Genomic DNA, 13,970 nt, shown 5'->3' with positions numbered 1-13,970 from the left:
CTCAGAGGCGCCCGGTCGTGTCGGTGGGGCCCGGGGTGTCCGGCGTCCGGTTCGGCGGCACCTCGACCACCTCGACCGGCGGGTGCTCGTGGGTCGCGGCGGCGGCCTCGTCCTGCGGCACCACGTCGTGACCGTTCAGCGCGGCCTTCTCGGCCGGCGTCATCACGGGACCGCGCTCGGACACCGCACGCTCCTCGCTGGACAGCCACACCTCGCGCGGCTCGCGCTTGACGACGTCGTGGAACACCTCGCGCAGCTGCTCGGCGTTCAGCGTCTCCTTCTCGAGCAGCTCGAGCACCAGGCGGTCCAGCACGTCGCGGTACTCGACGAGGATCTCCCACGCCTCGTCGTGCGCCTTCTCCATCAGCGCCCGGACCTCGACGTCGATGCGGCTGGCGACGGACTCGGAGTAGTCGCGCTGGTGGCCGACGTCGCGGCCGAGGAACACCTCGGAGGACTCCTGGCCCAGCTTCACCGAGCCGAGCGAGGCGCTCATGCCGTACTGCGTCACCATCTTGCGGGCCACCTCAGTGGCCTTCTCGATGTCGTTGCTCGCGCCGGTCGTCGGGTCGTGGAACACCAGCTCCTCCGCGACGCGGCCGCCCATGGCGTACGCGAGCTGGTCGAGCAGCTCGTTGCGGGTGGTGGAGTACTTGTCCTCCGTGGGCATCACCATCGTGTAGCCGAGGGCGCGACCGCGGGGCAGGATCGTCACCTTGGTCACCGGGTCGGTGTACCGCAGCGCCGCCGCCACCAGGGCGTGGCCGCCCTCGTGGTACGCGGTGATCTTCTGCTCCTTGACGTTCATCACGCGCGTGCGCTTCTGCGGGCCGGCGACGACGCGGTCGATCGCCTCGTCCAGCGCGCGGTCGTCGATGATCTTGGCGCTCGAACGGGCGGTCAGCAGCGCCGCCTCGTTGAGCACGTTCGCCAGGTCCGCACCGGTGAAGCCAGGCGTGCGGCGGGCCACCGCGGTCAGGTCCACCTGCGGCGCCATCGGCTTGCCCTTGGCGTGCACCTGCAGGATGTGCTCGCGGCCCTTCAGGTCCGGCGGCTCCACGGACACCTGGCGGTCGAAGCGGCCGGGGCGCAGCAGCGCCGGGTCGAGGATGTCCGGCCGGTTGGTCGCCGCGATCATGATGACGTTCGCGTTGACGTCGAACCCGTCCATCTCGACGAGCATCTGGTTCAGCGTCTGCTCGCGCTCGTCGTGCCCGCCGCCCAGGCCCGCGCCGCGGTGCCGGCCGACCGCGTCGATCTCGTCGACGAAGATGATCGCCGGCGCGTTCTGCTTGGCCTGGTCGAACAGGTCGCGCACGCGGCTGGCGCCGACGCCGACGAACATCTCGACGAAGTCCGAGCCGGAGATCGAGTAGAACGGCACGCCCGCCTCACCGGCGACCGCGCGGGCCAGCAGCGTCTTGCCGGTACCCGGAGGGCCGTACAGCAGCACGCCCTTGGGGATCTTGGCGCCGACCGCCTGGAACTTGCTGGGCTCGGAGAGGAACTCCTTGATCTCCTGCAGCTCCTCGACCGCCTCGTCGACGCCCGCCACGTCGGCGAACGTGACCTGCGGCGACTCCTTGCTCACCAGCTTGGCGCGCGACTTGCCGAAGCTCATCACCCGGTTGCCGCCGCCCTGCATGTTCGACATGAGGAACCAGAAGGCGCCGAGGATCAGCACGAACGGCAGCACCAGCGACAGCAGGCTGCTCCACCACGACGAGACCGCCGGCCCGTCCGAGGTGTAGCCCTTCGGCAGGTTGGCGCTCTGCACGGCGTCCACCACGGTGGGGCCCTGCGGCGCGACGTAGAAGAACTGCACCTGCTTGCCGAAGTCGTGGTTGTTCTTGCTGAAGTCCTGCGTCAGCGTCATGTCGACGCGCTGGGCGGTGTCGACGATGCGCACCTGGTCCACCGTGCCGCCCTTGAGCAGCGCCAGGCCGTCCGAGGTGTCGATCCGCTGGACGGTCGGGACCCGCAGCGCGCTGAACGCGAACACGATCAGCAGCAGGGCGATGACGACCCAGACGACGGGTCCGCGGGCGAGGCGCTTGAGATTCATGGGCGATCGGGGCCGGGCCCCTCATCCTCCGGGTCGCAGGGCTGCTGGCCTCGACGGTACATGGTGAATCTGACGGTCCCGCGGCCCGGTCCGCCCTGTTCGCGCAGGGCTCAGCGCCCTCAGCGACGTCTCAGCCGGCGTAGACGTGCGGCGCCAGGGTGCCGACGAAGGGGAGGTTGCGGTACTTCTCGGCGTAGTCCAGGCCGTAGCCGACGACGAACTCCGTGGGGATGTCGAAGCCGACGTACTTGACGGGCACGTCGACCTTCAGCGCCTCCGGCTTGCGGAGCATGGTGGCGATCTCGACGCTGACCGGTCCGCGCGAGCGCAGGTTCGACAGCAGCCAGGACAGGGTCAGGCCGGAGTCGATGATGTCCTCGACGATCAGCACGTGGCGGCCGGTCAGGTCCGCGTCGAGGTCCTTGAGGATGCGGACGACACCGGAGGACTTGGTCCCCGAGCCGTACGACGAGACCGCCATCCAGTCCATCTGCACGGGCAGGTGCAGGCGGCGCACCAGGTCCGCCATCACCATCACGGCGCCCTTGAGCACCCCGACCAGCAGCAGGTCCTTGCCGGCGTAGTCGGCGTCGATCTGCGCCGCGAGCTCGTCCAGCCGGTCGTGCAGCTGCTCCTGCGTGAGGAGCACCCGCTCCAGGTCGGCTCCCATGTCGGCAGCGTCCACCGCGGCTACTCCTGTCGTGAAGGGGAGGGGGATTCGGTGAGGACGAGCCTGCCACACTCCCGGACGCCGACCATCCCGCCGGGCAGGTGCACGGGGCCCTGCCCGTGCCAGTCGACGAGCAGGGCGTCGAGCGCCAGGACGTGGCGGCGGGTGACGGAGCCCGGCGGGCAGCCCGCGCGCAGCGCCGCGGCGTGCAGCGCGGCCCGCCGGACGCCGGGGACCGCGGCCGCGAGCGTGCCGACGTCCCAGCCGGCCGTCGGCGTCCTGCGGGACGCCGCATCGGCGAGCAGCCGGCCGGCCAGCTCGTCGACGGCGTCCGCCTGCTCCCGCAGCTGCTCGGCGGTCCGCGCGAGGGCCGGCACCACCCCGGGGCCGAGCACCCGCTCGGCCGCCGGCAGCAGCTGGTGCCGCACGCGGCTGCGGCGCGGGCCGTCCGGCACGGCGGCGTTGGTCGGGTCCTGCCACGGCACCAGCCGCTGGGCGGTGCACGCCGCGGCGGTGTCGGTGCGGCGCAGCTGCAGCAGCGGGCGGCGGAACGGGCCGCGGCGCGTCGGCATCCCCGCCAGCGAGCGGGCCCCGGACCCCCGTGCGAGCCCCAGCAGCACGGTCTCGGCCTGGTCGTCGAGCGTGTGGCCCAGCAGCACCGCGGCGGCACCGGTGCGCCGCGCCGCCTCCTCGAGGGCCGCGTAGCGGGCGTCCCGCGCAGCGGCCTCGGGGCCTCCGGGGCCGCCGACGTCGACCGGGACCACCAGCACGGGATCGAGTCCCAGCCGGCGGCACTGCTCCGCGGCACGAGCCGCCACCGCGGCCGACGCGTCCTGCAGCCCGTGGTCCACCACCACCGCCCCGGCCCGCAGCGGCGGCACTCCCCCGGCCTCGTCCGCGTGCCGCGCGGCACGTCCGACGACGAACGCCGTGCCCGCCGCCAGCGCCAGGGAGTCGGCACCGCCCGAGCACGCGACCAGCACCAGCGCGCCGGCCGGCAGGTCCGCCAGCTCGCGGCTGACCGCCAGCCGCACCGCCGCGACGGCGGCCGAGGGGCCGGTCACGCGCTCAGGGCCGGACGCGGGCGACCCACGCCGCGGGGTCGGCGATCTCGGCAGCCGTGGGAAGGGTGCCGGCGGACGTCCAGACGGTGTTGAAGCCCTCCGTGCCGATGCGGGCCCGCACCCCGCGGACGAAGGCGGCGCCCTCGCGGTACTGCGCCAGCTTGAGGTCCATGCCGAGCAGCCGGCGGAGCAGCCGCTCGAGGCCGCCGGCGGAGGCGCTCGCGTCCCGGCGGGCCTCGAACGCCGTGCGGATCCGGCCGACGGTCGGCACCACCGCCGGCCCGACCTCGTCCATGGTGACGTCGGCGTGACCCTCGAGCAGCGCCATCACGGCGCCCACCTCGTCGAACACCGCCCGCTGCGCCGGCGTGAGCAGGCCGAGCACCCCGCCACCGCGCCCGCCCGCCAGCGCCCGGCCGACCGCCTCGACCAGCTCCTGCGCCTCGAGCCGACCGGTGCCGGGTGCGAGGTCGCCGAGCAGCAGCTGTGCCCGGCTCCGCAGGTGGTCCGCCAGCCACGGTGCCGCCGCGAACTGCAGCGCGTGCGTCAGCTCGTGCAGGCACACCCACAGCCGGAAGTCGGCGGGCTCCACGCCCATCGCCGTCTCCACCGCCAGCACGTTGGGCGCCACCAGCAGCAACCGGCCCTCCGGCCCGCTGAACGGGTCGAACTGGCCCAGCACCTTGCCGGCCAGCAGGGCGAGCACGCCACCGACCTGCGCCGCGGCGGCCTGCCGGGCGGCGGGCGGCACCACGACGGGGCGGCCGTCGGCGTGCCGGGACAGCGGGCCGAGCAGCGAGGCGAACACCTGGGTGTTGGCCAGGGCCCAACGGGGACGGTCGACGACGAGCACCCGGGCGAGCTGCTCCGCCGGCCGCCCGTCCGCGGGGCGCATGCCGGTGGTCTCCAGCACCGGGACGCCGGCCCGCGCGGCCGCGTCGCGCAGCTCCGTGACCAGGGCGGTGAGCTCGGCGCGGTCGGCGGTCGGTCCGGGGGGCGCCAGACGGCCGGCCACCCTGGCGGCGGCGCTCCAGTCGACCAGGCCCGCGCTGTCGTCGTCCACCATGACGCTCACGCTAACCCGGTGCGCCAGGCCGTCCGGGACGCCCGTCAGCGACAGCCGCACGCCGCCAGGCCGCTGACGAAGGCGTCGAGCGCCCGCCGGGGCGGGTCCTGCCCCACGGCGCCGGTCTGGTCGGCCAGCACCGCGAACAGCAGCTGGCGGCCGTCCGCGGTGATCACCGAGCCGGCCAACGACGTCACGCTGGGCAGGCTGCCGGTCTTGGCGCGCACCAGCCCGCGCGCGTCGCTCTGCGTGAACCGGTCGAACAGGGTGCCGGTCAGGCCGGCGATCGGCAGCTCCGTGGCGACCTCCGTGAGGGCCGGGTGCGAGCCGTCGACCATCAGCTTGAGGAGGTGCACCAGCAGCGTCGGCGGCAGCGCGGAGCCGGCCGCCAGGCCGGAGGCGTCGACCAGGTGCGCGCCGTTGACGTCCACGCCCAGCGTGGAGACGGCGTGCAGCACCGCCTGGGTGCCCCCCTCGAAGCTGCCGGGCAGCGTCTGGTGCAACGCGACCAGGCGCGACACCACCTCGGTGATCGTGTTGTCGGAGCTGTCCAGGAAGTAGCCGACCACCTGGTCGAGCCGTGCCGACCGGACCTCCCCCAGCACCCGGGCGTTGGCCGGTGCGGTGCCGCGCGACGGCGCACCCTGCACCGTGATGCCGGCCTCCGTCAGCCGCTGGGCCAGCACGGTGGCGGCGTTCATCGTGGGGTCGCCGAAGCGGACCGAGTACTCGACCTCGGGGTGCACCCGCGCGTCGTGCACGGCGATCGGCGTCACCGGGGCGACGAACCCGTTCGACAGGTAGCTCGGGTCCCAGCCCGGGGACGTCGCCGGGCCGCTGAACAGCGAGTCGTCCACCGACAGGTGGACCGTCGTGGTCCCGGTCAGCTTGAGGTCCTTGGCGACCTGCGCCGCCAGGTCGCCCAGGCCGGCGTGCCCGTCGACCGCGTTCGGGTCACCCGCGCCCGGCGCGAGCAGCATGTCCCCGCCGCCGACCAGCACGATCGAGCCGCCGGCGCCCGCCACCACCCGGGTGGGCAGCGTGGACGCCGGGTCGAGGGTGCCGAGGGCGGCGGCGGCCGTGACCAGCTTGGCGGTGGACGCCGGGACGTGCGGGCTCGCCGAGTCGTGCTCCGCGATGACGTTCCCGCTCGCGGCGTCCGTGACCAGGACACCCACGCTGGGTCCCACCCGCGGGTCGGCGGCGAACGCGTTCACCGCGGCCTGCACGGCGGCGGTCGACGGCACGGGGGCGCCGGTGTCGAGGGCCTTGAGCGGGGCGAGCGACGCGGGGTTCGCCACCGGCAGCAGGGCACCGGGGGCCACGGGGAACGGCGAGGCCGTCGGCCCGGGCGGCGCCAGGGTCAGCACACCCGGCACCACGTCGTACGCGTCGGCCGTCACGTACGCGGCTCCGGCGAGGACCACCACCAGGATGCTGGTGCCCACCACCCGAGCCGTCCTGGCCATGCTCTCCCGTCGCTCCCGTGCGCCCGCTGTCACGGCAGCGGTCGCGGCCGTGACACCGCACCGCACCTCAGGGCGGGCTGCCCGCCGCCGGTGCGTCAGACTACTGTCCTAGAGCCGGGGCGCCACGGCGCCGCGCGACGACTTGTGCACCGACTACGAACCAGCGCCTGCCGCCGGGCGCGCGCGGAGGAGAGCTGTGGAGTTCGACGTCACGATCGAGATCCCCAAGGGACAGCGCAACAAGTACGAGGTCGACCACGCGACCGGCCGTATCCGCCTGGACCGCATGCTCTTCACCTCGACCCGGTACCCCGACGACTACGGCTTCATCGAGGGCACCCTCGGCGAGGACGGCGACCCCCTCGACGCGCTGGTACTGCTCGAGGAGCCGACCTTCCCCGGCTGCCTGATCCGGTGCCGCGCGCTCGGCATGTTCCGCATGCGCGACGAGGCGGGCGGCGACGACAAGGTGCTGTGCGTGCCGATGGGCGACCAGCGCGCGGCGTGGCGGCAGGACATCGACGACGTGTCCGACTTCCACCGCCTGGAGATCCAGCACTTCTTCGAGGTCTACAAGGACCTGGAGCCCGGCAAGTCGGTGGAGGGCGCCCACTGGGTGGGCCGTGCCGACGCGGAGGCCGAGATCGAGCGGTCGCGGCAGCGGGCGATCGACGCGGGGTACTACGCGCACTGACGCACGCGCACGGCGAGCGCTCGAAGGCCCGCACCACCGGATGGTGGGTGCGGGCCTTCGTCGTTCGTGCGCGCGCTACCGCGTGGGACGGGGGTGCGTCAGGGGCGACCGGCGTACGGCATCGTGCCCGCCCAGCGGATGGAGGTGATCCGGATGGGCACGCCAGGCCTGGCGGCCTCCACCATCTGCCCGCCGCCGACGAACATCGCCACGTGGTAGATCTGGTCGGCGTCCGTGGTGTCGGACGACCAGAAGATCAGGTCACCGGGGCGCATGCTCGAGTAGCTGATCTTGAGGACCTGCTTGTACTGGTCGGCCGCGGTGCGGTTGATCCCGACGCCTGCCGCGGACCAGGCCTTCATCGTCAGGCCGGAGCAGTCGAAGCCGTCAGGCCCGACGCCGCCCCAGATGTACGGCAGCCCGACCTGCCCCTCGGCCCACGACACGGCCGCCTGACCCTGTCCGGCCGACCCGCGCGAGACCCCGGTGCCCAGGCCGTAGCGGTCGCTGGCCGGTGGGGTGGGCGGCGGGGTCACCGGGTTGGTGACCGGTGCCGTCACGGGAGGCGTCGTGACCGGTGGCGTGGTGACGGGAGGGGCGGTGGTGCCGCCCGACGTGCCGCCGTTGCCTGTGCCTGCCGGTGGCGTCGTGGCCGGTGGGGCGGTGGTGCCGCCGGCCGGCGGGGTGCCGGTGGGCGGCGTGGTCGTCGGCTGGGCCGACGCCGGGGGCATGCGCGCGGCCTGCGCGGCGGCGTTCTCCCGCTGCTGACGTGCGGCGTCGAGCGCGTCCTGCCGGGCCCGCTCGACCGTCGCCGACGTCTGCTGCGCGACGGCCAGGGCGTTGATCAGCTGGTCCCGCTCGGTCGACGCCGCGGCGATCTGCGCCTGCGCGTCGTCGGACGCCTTCTGCGCGGCGTCGAGCGCCTGCTGGGCGGTGTCCTTGGCGGCCGACGCCTCCGTGGCGGCCGCGGCGGCGTGGTCGCGCAGGGTGTCGGCCACGAGCGTCGCGGCGCGGAACCGCTGGACGGTCTCGTCCGCCTTGCCGGTCAGGTGCGTGAGGGTGGCGGTGCGCTGGGCGACGTCCTGGAACCCGTCGGCGGACAGCACGGCCTCGAGCAGGTCGGCGCCACCGCCGGACCGGGCCATCTGCCGGGCGAGCGCGACGAGGTCCCGCCGGGCGGTCTCCGCGTCGGCGGCCGCCTGCGTGGAGCGCTGGGCGGCCTGGTCGGCGGCGGTCTGCGCGTTCTGGGCGTCGGACAGCGCCTGGGTGTACTTCTCGCCGGCCACCTGCACGGCGACGTCCGCCTGGTCGCCGACCACCGACAGCTCGGCGAGGCGCACCTCCATCTGCGCGACGGACCCCTTGGCGGCCTGCACCGCGGCCTGGGCGTTCTGCACGTCGGCGGCGGACGGGGGTGTCGGCGACGGCGACGGGTCGGCGAGCGCCCCGGACTGGTCGACGAGGACGAGCAGGGTCGCCAGCACCGCCGACGTCAGCGCGAGGCGGGATCGCCGGGCGGTTCGGTGGGGCCGCGGTGCGGGTGTCACGAGCTGTCTCGCCTCGATCTGGTGGCGGCCGCGCGGCCGCGCACCGGTGCTCATTCCGGGGGTGCGTCACGCACGCTACCTGCGCAGATCCCAGAAGTGAACATCTGTCACACGGGCATCAGAAGTCACACAGGTGTGGTTCGGGACGGATCGGACACCGCCGGTTCCAGCTCGGTGCGGTACCGGGCCCCCAGGCTGACGGAGACCTCGTCCGCGGGTGCCGGACGGGCGATGTGGAAGCCCTGGGCCAGGTCGCAGCCCATCGCCCGCAGCGCCACCATCTGGGCCGCCGTCTCCACGCCCTCGGCGACCACCTGGAGGCCTGCACTGTGCGCGGCGTGCACCGCGAGCGCGACCAGCTCGCGGCTGCCGACGTCGTCCAGCGCGATCAGGCTCCGGTCGATCTTCAGCGCGGAGGCCGGCAGGTTCCGCAGCTGGCCGATCGAGGTGTACCCGGTGCCGAAGTCGTCGATGTGGATCCCGACCCCGAGCCGGCGCAGCGTCGTCAGCTGGGCCTGCATCACCGGCGAGCTCAGCGGGACGGTCTCCGTCACCTCCAGGACGAGCCGCTCGGGCGCCACCCCCGCGGCGACGCACGCGCCGACCACGTCGTCGACGATCACCGCGGACATCAGGTGCCGCCCGGACACGTTCACCGACATGTGCACGTGCGGGCGGCCCTCGCGGTCCCACGCCGCGGCCTGCGCCATCGCCTCGTACAGCGCCCACCGCCCGATGTCGCAGATCAGCGAGCTCTTCTCGGCCAGCGGGATGAACTCGCTCGGCGGGAGCAGGCCGTGGCCCGGCCGCTGCCACCGTGCCAGCGCCTCGTAGCCGACCACCGAGCCGGTGCTCAGCTCCAGCAGCGGCTGGTAGTGCATCACCAGCTCGCCGGCGACCAGGGCGTGCCGGACGGCCGCCTCCGCGTCGGCACGCTCGGTCAGCTCCTTGCGCAGCTCCTCGCCGAACACCTGGACCCGCGCCCGGCCCTCCGCCTTCGCCTGGTACGCCCCGGCGTCGGCCTCCCGGACGAGGTCGTCCGGATCGACCATCCCCTCGTGCGAGAAGGCGACGCCGACGGAGGCGGACAGCCACAGCGCCTGCGGCTGACCCTCGAGCCGGAGCGGCCGCTCCACCGCGGCGACGATGCGGCTGGCCATGTCGACCAGGGCGCGCTGGGACGGCACGGCCCGCACCAGCACGACGATCTCGTCGCCACCGATCCGGCCGACGACGTCCTCGGGCCGCACCACCTCGCGGATCCGCGCCACCACGGAGCGCAGCACCTCGTCGCCCACCACGTGGCCGAACGTGTCGTTCACCTGCTTGAAGTGGTCCAGGTCCACGTACAGCAGCCCGACGGGCGCACCCGGACGCACGTCGGCCAGCGCCTTCTCCACCTCGGCGAGCGTGCTCGCCCGGTTCATCGCGCCGGTCAGCGCGTCGTGCGTCGCCTCGTGCGCCAGCCGGTCCAGGACCACGGCGCGCTCGGCCGCCGCCGCCCTCGCCTCGACCAGCGCCAGCTGCAGCCGCGCGACCGCCAGCGTGGTCAGCACGGCGTAGCCGGCGATCAGCGGCCAGGTGTCGAGCTCCCGGCCCATCAGGTGCTCCACGCCCTCGATGCCCGGGGCGACGAGCAGCGCGCCGAGCAGGCCCACCACCCGGCGGGTCGACATCGTCCTGGTCTCCACGGACGGCTCCGAGACCGCGCCGGCGGAGCGGTGCATCGCGGCCGCGCCGGCCAGCACGTAGGAGGTGAGCCAGGTCGCGTCCAGCCAGCGGTTCGACACCGAGCCGAGCAGCGTGTAGACCACGTCGGCGCTCATCAGCGCCGCCAACGAGCAGAACAGCAGCCGGAACGCGGTGGGCCGCGCGCCGGCGCCGACGAACAGCCGCGACGCGACGGCGAGCAGCAGCAGGTCGCAGGCCGGGTACGCCAACGACAGCAGGGCGGGGAACGTCGGCCCCTGCTCGGCGAGGGTGGGCGCGCCGACGACCACCCAGGCGATCAGGCCGAGGCTGACCACGACCACACCGGAGTCGACCCAGCCACCGCGGTCCCAGCCGGTCCGACGGCACCGCGTGAGCATCACCAGGGAGGCCGCCAGCACCGGGTACGCCGACAGGTACACCGCGTCGGCCGGCGACGGGAACGGGTTGATGTTCTGGACGTCCTGGTACCAGGCGTACATCCCGTCGCCGAGGACCAGCATCAGCTGTCCCAGCGCGAGGAGGTACCACGCACGGTGGCAGCGGGTCTGCCGCCGGACGGCGCCGAGCACGACGGCCGCCACCGAGAGGAGGCCGATCGCCTGGTAGAGCACGTCCTGGGCGAGCACGGACGGCACGAGGACCCAGGCCGTCGCCAACGCTGCGACGACCAGCAGGTAGCCCTTCCACCACCGGTCCACGTCTAGAAGATCGGTCTCACGGGCAACCAGATGAACGGTTGTCCAGGTGAGGTTCGCCCGCGGGGACGGAGTTCACCCGATCGACGCGAGAGCGCGGCCGACGAGTCGCCGCAGCCGTTCGTGGACAGGTGCCGTCCGAATGGTGAGACGTCGGTTCCACGGGCCGGGACAGAGACCGTAGGCTCCCAGCCATGTCCCGCCGAATGTGTCGCTGACCAGCGCACGTTCGGCTGTGCCCGCGGGCCGGTCGCGCCCCTCCCAGGGACGCTCCCCCGCCTGAGCTTCGGCTCGCACGTGCGCCACACCCCCGAGCAACACCTCCGGGACGGTCGTCGGCTGCACTCCTGTCCCGGGTCCACCCAGCCCGTCCACCCAGGACCAAGACCAGGAGCGAGCACGACGATGAGCAACGAGAGCTGGAGCTTCGAGACCCGCCAGATCCACGCCGGCCAGGTGCCGGACCCGGCGACGGGCGCCCGCGCCCTGCCGATCTACCAGACCACGTCCTACGTGTTCGACTCGGCGCAGCAGGCCGCCGACCGGTTCGCGCTCAAGGAGCTCGGCCCGATCTACACCCGCATCGGCAACCCGACGCAGGAGGTCGTGGAGAACCGCGTCGCCAGCCTCGAGGGCGGTGTCGGCGCCCTGCTGGTCGCCTCCGGGCAGGCCGCCGAGACGTTCGCCATCCTCAACGTCGCCGAGGCCGGTGACCACGTGGTGGCCAGCCCGTCGCTGTACGGCGGCACGTACAACCTGCTGCACTACACGCTGGCCAAGCTGGGCATCGAGACGACGTTCGTCGACGACCCGCACGACCCGGAGTCGTGGCGCGCGGCCATCCGGCCCAACACCAAGCTGTTCTACGCCGAGACGATCCCCAACCCGAAGTCCGACGTGCTGGACATCGAGACGGTGGCCGGGGTGGCCCACGAGTACGGCGTCCCGCTGATCGTGGACAACACGGTCGGCACGCCGTACCTGATCAACCCGCTGCAGTGGGGCGCCGACGTCGTCGTGCACTCGGCCACCAAGTACCTGGGGGGGCACGGCTCGGCGATCGGCGGCGTGATCGTCGACGGCGGGTCTTTCGACTACGCGCAGCACCCCGACCGCTTCCCGAACTACAACACCCCGGACCCGTCCTACAACGGCCTGGTGTTCGCGCGGGACCTCGGCGTCGGGGGCGCGTTCGGCGTCAACCTCTCCTACATCCTCAAGGCCCGCGTGCAGCTGCTGCGCGACCTCGGCTCGGCGGTCAGCCCGTTCAACGCGTTCCTCATCGCGCAGGGCATCGAGACGCTGTCGCTGCGCGTCGAGCGGCACGTCGCCAACGCCCAGAAGGTCGCCGAGTGGCTGGAGGCCCGTGAGGACGTGCTGGGCGTGCACTACGCCGGGCTCGAGTCCTCCCCGTGGCACGCGAACCAGCTGAAGTACGCGCCGCGCGGTGCCGGTGCGGTGCTGGCGTTCGAGATCGCGGGCGGTGCGGAGGCCGGCAAGGCGTTCGTCTCGGCGCTCGAGCTGCACTCGAACGTGGCGAACATCGGCGACGTCCGGTCGCTGGTGATCCACCCGGCGTCGACGACGCACAGCCAGCTCACGCCCGAGGAGCAGGCGCTGTCCGGTGTCACGCCCGGCCTGGTCCGGCTCGCCGTCGGCATCGAGCACATCGACGACATCCTGGCCGACCTCGAGGCAGGCTTCCGCGCGGCGAAGGGCGCCTGACCCCATGTGTGCCGACACGCCTCGCCCGTCCGCCGACCGTGCCCACCGGTCGGCGGGCGGGCGGGCGTCGTCCACCAGCCGCATCCCCCCGGCGCTGCGGCCGCCGGTGCGCGCGACGGCCGCCTGGCGCGAGGGTGACCCGGTGGGCAACCGCCGGTTTGCCGACCTCGGGCCGTTCGCGCTCGAGTCCGGTGGCCGGCTGCCGGCCGTCCGGCTCGCCTACGAGACGTGGGGCACCCTGTCGCCGTCGGGCGACAACGCGGTGCTGGTGCTGCACGCGCTGACCGGCGACTCCCACGTCACCGGTCCGGCCGGCCCCGGTCACCCGACCGAGGGCTGGTGGTCCTCCCTGATCGGACCCGGTGCGCCGATCGACACCGACCGGTACTTCGTCGTCGCGCCCAACGTGCTGGGTGGGTGCCAGGGCTCCACGGGTCCGGCCTCGCTCGCGCCGGACGGGCGGCCGTGGGGCAGCCGGTTCCCGCTGCTCACCGTGCGTGACCAGGTGGCTGCCGAGGTGCGGCTCGCCGACCTGCTCGGCATCGACCAGTGGGCGCTGGTGATCGGCGGCTCCATGGGCGGTCACCGTGCGCTCGAGTGGGCCGTGTCCGCGCGCGAGCGCGTGGCGGCCGTCGCGGCGATCGCCACGTGCGCCCAGACCTCCGGCGACCAGATCGCCGGGTTCCACACCCAGCTCGCGGCGATCACTGCGGACCCCGGGTACCGCGGCGGCGACTACTACGACGCGCCCGACGGCGCCGGCCCGCACGTCGGCCTGGGCATCGCCCGGCAGATCGCGCACCAGACCTACCGGTCGGCACGGGAGCTCGACGAGCGGTTCGGGCGGATCCCGCAGGGCGGTGAGGAGCCGCTCGAGGGCGGGCGGTTCGCGGTGCAGTCGTACCTCGACCACCACGGCGACAAGCTGGCGCGGCGGTTCGACGCGAACACCTACGTGACGCTGACCCGCACGATGATCACCCACGACCTGGGCCGCGACCGCGGCGGGGTCGAGGCGGCGCTGGCCGGCGTGACGGCGCGTGCCCTGGTGGTGGCCGTCGACTCCGACCGGCTGTTCACGCCGGCGCAGTCCGAGCGGATCGCCGCCGGGATCCGCGGGGCGGGCCCCGTGCGCTACGTCCGCTCCGAGTACGGGCACGACGGGTTCCTCATCGAGGAGGGCCAGGTCGGCGCGCTGGTCGCGGACTTCCTCGGCGACGACGTCCGCGTCCGCTGACGCTCGACGCGGACGTCGTCGCTGA

General features: G+C 73.8%; 10 protein-coding genes. 3 read left to right on the top strand and 7 right to left on the bottom strand.

The genetic code is table 11. From position 1 onward, the window contains the following. Position 1 precedes the first annotated feature (1 nt). The 5 genes from ftsH to dacB all read right to left on the bottom strand — a co-directional run bounded on the left by ftsH (position 2) and on the right by dacB (position 6,334). Positions 2–2,065, bottom strand: coding sequence for an ATP-dependent zinc metalloprotease FtsH (gene ftsH / locus N0B34_RS16720; RefSeq protein WP_263732412.1), 2,064 nt, complete (start codon positions 2,063–2,065; stop codon positions 2–4). Between the two features lie 130 nt (positions 2,066–2,195). After that, positions 2,196–2,750: a hypoxanthine phosphoribosyltransferase gene (gene hpt, locus N0B34_RS16715; RefSeq protein WP_263732411.1), complete on the bottom strand. Its 555-nt coding sequence runs from the start codon at positions 2,748–2,750 to the stop codon at positions 2,196–2,198. Between the two features lie 5 nt (positions 2,751–2,755). Continuing rightward, a complete protein-coding gene (gene tilS, locus N0B34_RS16710; RefSeq protein ID WP_263732410.1) occupies positions 2,756–3,799 on the bottom strand; it encodes a tRNA lysidine(34) synthetase TilS in 1,044 nt (347 codons plus the stop codon). Positions 3,800–3,803: 4 nt separating this feature from the next. Then, a complete protein-coding gene (locus N0B34_RS16705; protein WP_263732409.1) occupies positions 3,804–4,865 on the bottom strand; it encodes a zinc-dependent metalloprotease in 1,062 nt (353 codons plus the stop codon). Between the two features lie 44 nt (positions 4,866–4,909). Then, on the bottom strand, positions 4,910–6,334 hold the full coding sequence (gene dacB, locus N0B34_RS16700; RefSeq protein WP_263732408.1) for a D-alanyl-D-alanine carboxypeptidase/D-alanyl-D-alanine-endopeptidase: 1,425 nt from the start codon (positions 6,332–6,334) through the stop codon (positions 4,910–4,912). A 196-nt stretch (positions 6,335–6,530) separates the two neighbouring features. Between dacB and N0B34_RS16695 the strand changes: the two genes are divergently transcribed. Continuing rightward, positions 6,531–7,028, top strand: a complete 498-nt coding sequence (locus tag N0B34_RS16695) for an inorganic diphosphatase (protein WP_263732407.1) — start codon at positions 6,531–6,533, stop codon at positions 7,026–7,028. Between the two features lie 98 nt (positions 7,029–7,126). Here the strand turns inward: N0B34_RS16695 and N0B34_RS16690 are convergent, their stop codons facing one another. Further along, a complete protein-coding gene (locus tag N0B34_RS16690) occupies positions 7,127–8,512 on the bottom strand; it encodes an NlpC/P60 family protein (protein WP_263732406.1) in 1,386 nt (461 codons plus the stop codon). Positions 8,513–8,700: 188 nt separating this feature from the next. Next, a complete protein-coding gene (locus tag N0B34_RS16685) occupies positions 8,701–10,986 on the bottom strand; it encodes a putative bifunctional diguanylate cyclase/phosphodiesterase (protein ID WP_263732405.1) in 2,286 nt (761 codons plus the stop codon). A 402-nt stretch (positions 10,987–11,388) separates the two neighbouring features. Between N0B34_RS16685 and N0B34_RS16680 the strand changes: the two genes are divergently transcribed. Both N0B34_RS16680 and metX read left to right on the top strand, forming a co-directional pair. Beyond that, positions 11,389–12,708, top strand: coding sequence for a bifunctional o-acetylhomoserine/o-acetylserine sulfhydrylase (locus N0B34_RS16680; RefSeq protein ID WP_263732404.1), 1,320 nt, complete (start codon positions 11,389–11,391; stop codon positions 12,706–12,708). A 4-nt stretch (positions 12,709–12,712) separates the two neighbouring features. Next, positions 12,713–13,945, top strand: a complete 1,233-nt coding sequence (gene metX / locus N0B34_RS16675; protein ID WP_263732403.1) for a homoserine O-acetyltransferase MetX — start codon at positions 12,713–12,715, stop codon at positions 13,943–13,945. Positions 13,946–13,970 lie beyond the last annotated feature (25 nt).

The sequence above is a fragment of the Cellulomonas sp. SG140 genome (assembly GCF_025770785.1).
Classification (GTDB): Bacteria; Actinomycetota; Actinomycetes; order Actinomycetales; family Cellulomonadaceae; genus Cellulomonas.
Note: the sequence above shows the minus strand (reverse complement) of the source record. Positions and strands in the feature narration are given on the sequence as shown.

What these genes read in the sequence shown, in the direction of transcription:
- N0B34_RS16680 (WP_263732404.1), top strand. Translation starts at nt 11,389, where the DNA reads ATGAGCAACGAGAGCTGGAGCTTCGAGACCCGCCAGATCCACGCCGGC.
- metX (WP_263732403.1), top strand. Translation starts at nt 12,713, where the DNA reads ATGTGTGCCGACACGCCTCGCCCGTCCGCCGACCGTGCCCACCGGTCG.
- N0B34_RS16705 (WP_263732409.1), bottom strand. Translation starts at nt 4,865, where the DNA reads ATGGTGGACGACGACAGCGCGGGCCTGGTCGACTGGAGCGCCGCCGCC.
- ftsH (WP_263732412.1), bottom strand. Translation starts at nt 2,065, where the DNA reads ATGAATCTCAAGCGCCTCGCCCGCGGACCCGTCGTCTGGGTCGTCATC.
- dacB (WP_263732408.1), bottom strand. Translation starts at nt 6,334, where the DNA reads ATGGCCAGGACGGCTCGGGTGGTGGGCACCAGCATCCTGGTGGTGGTC.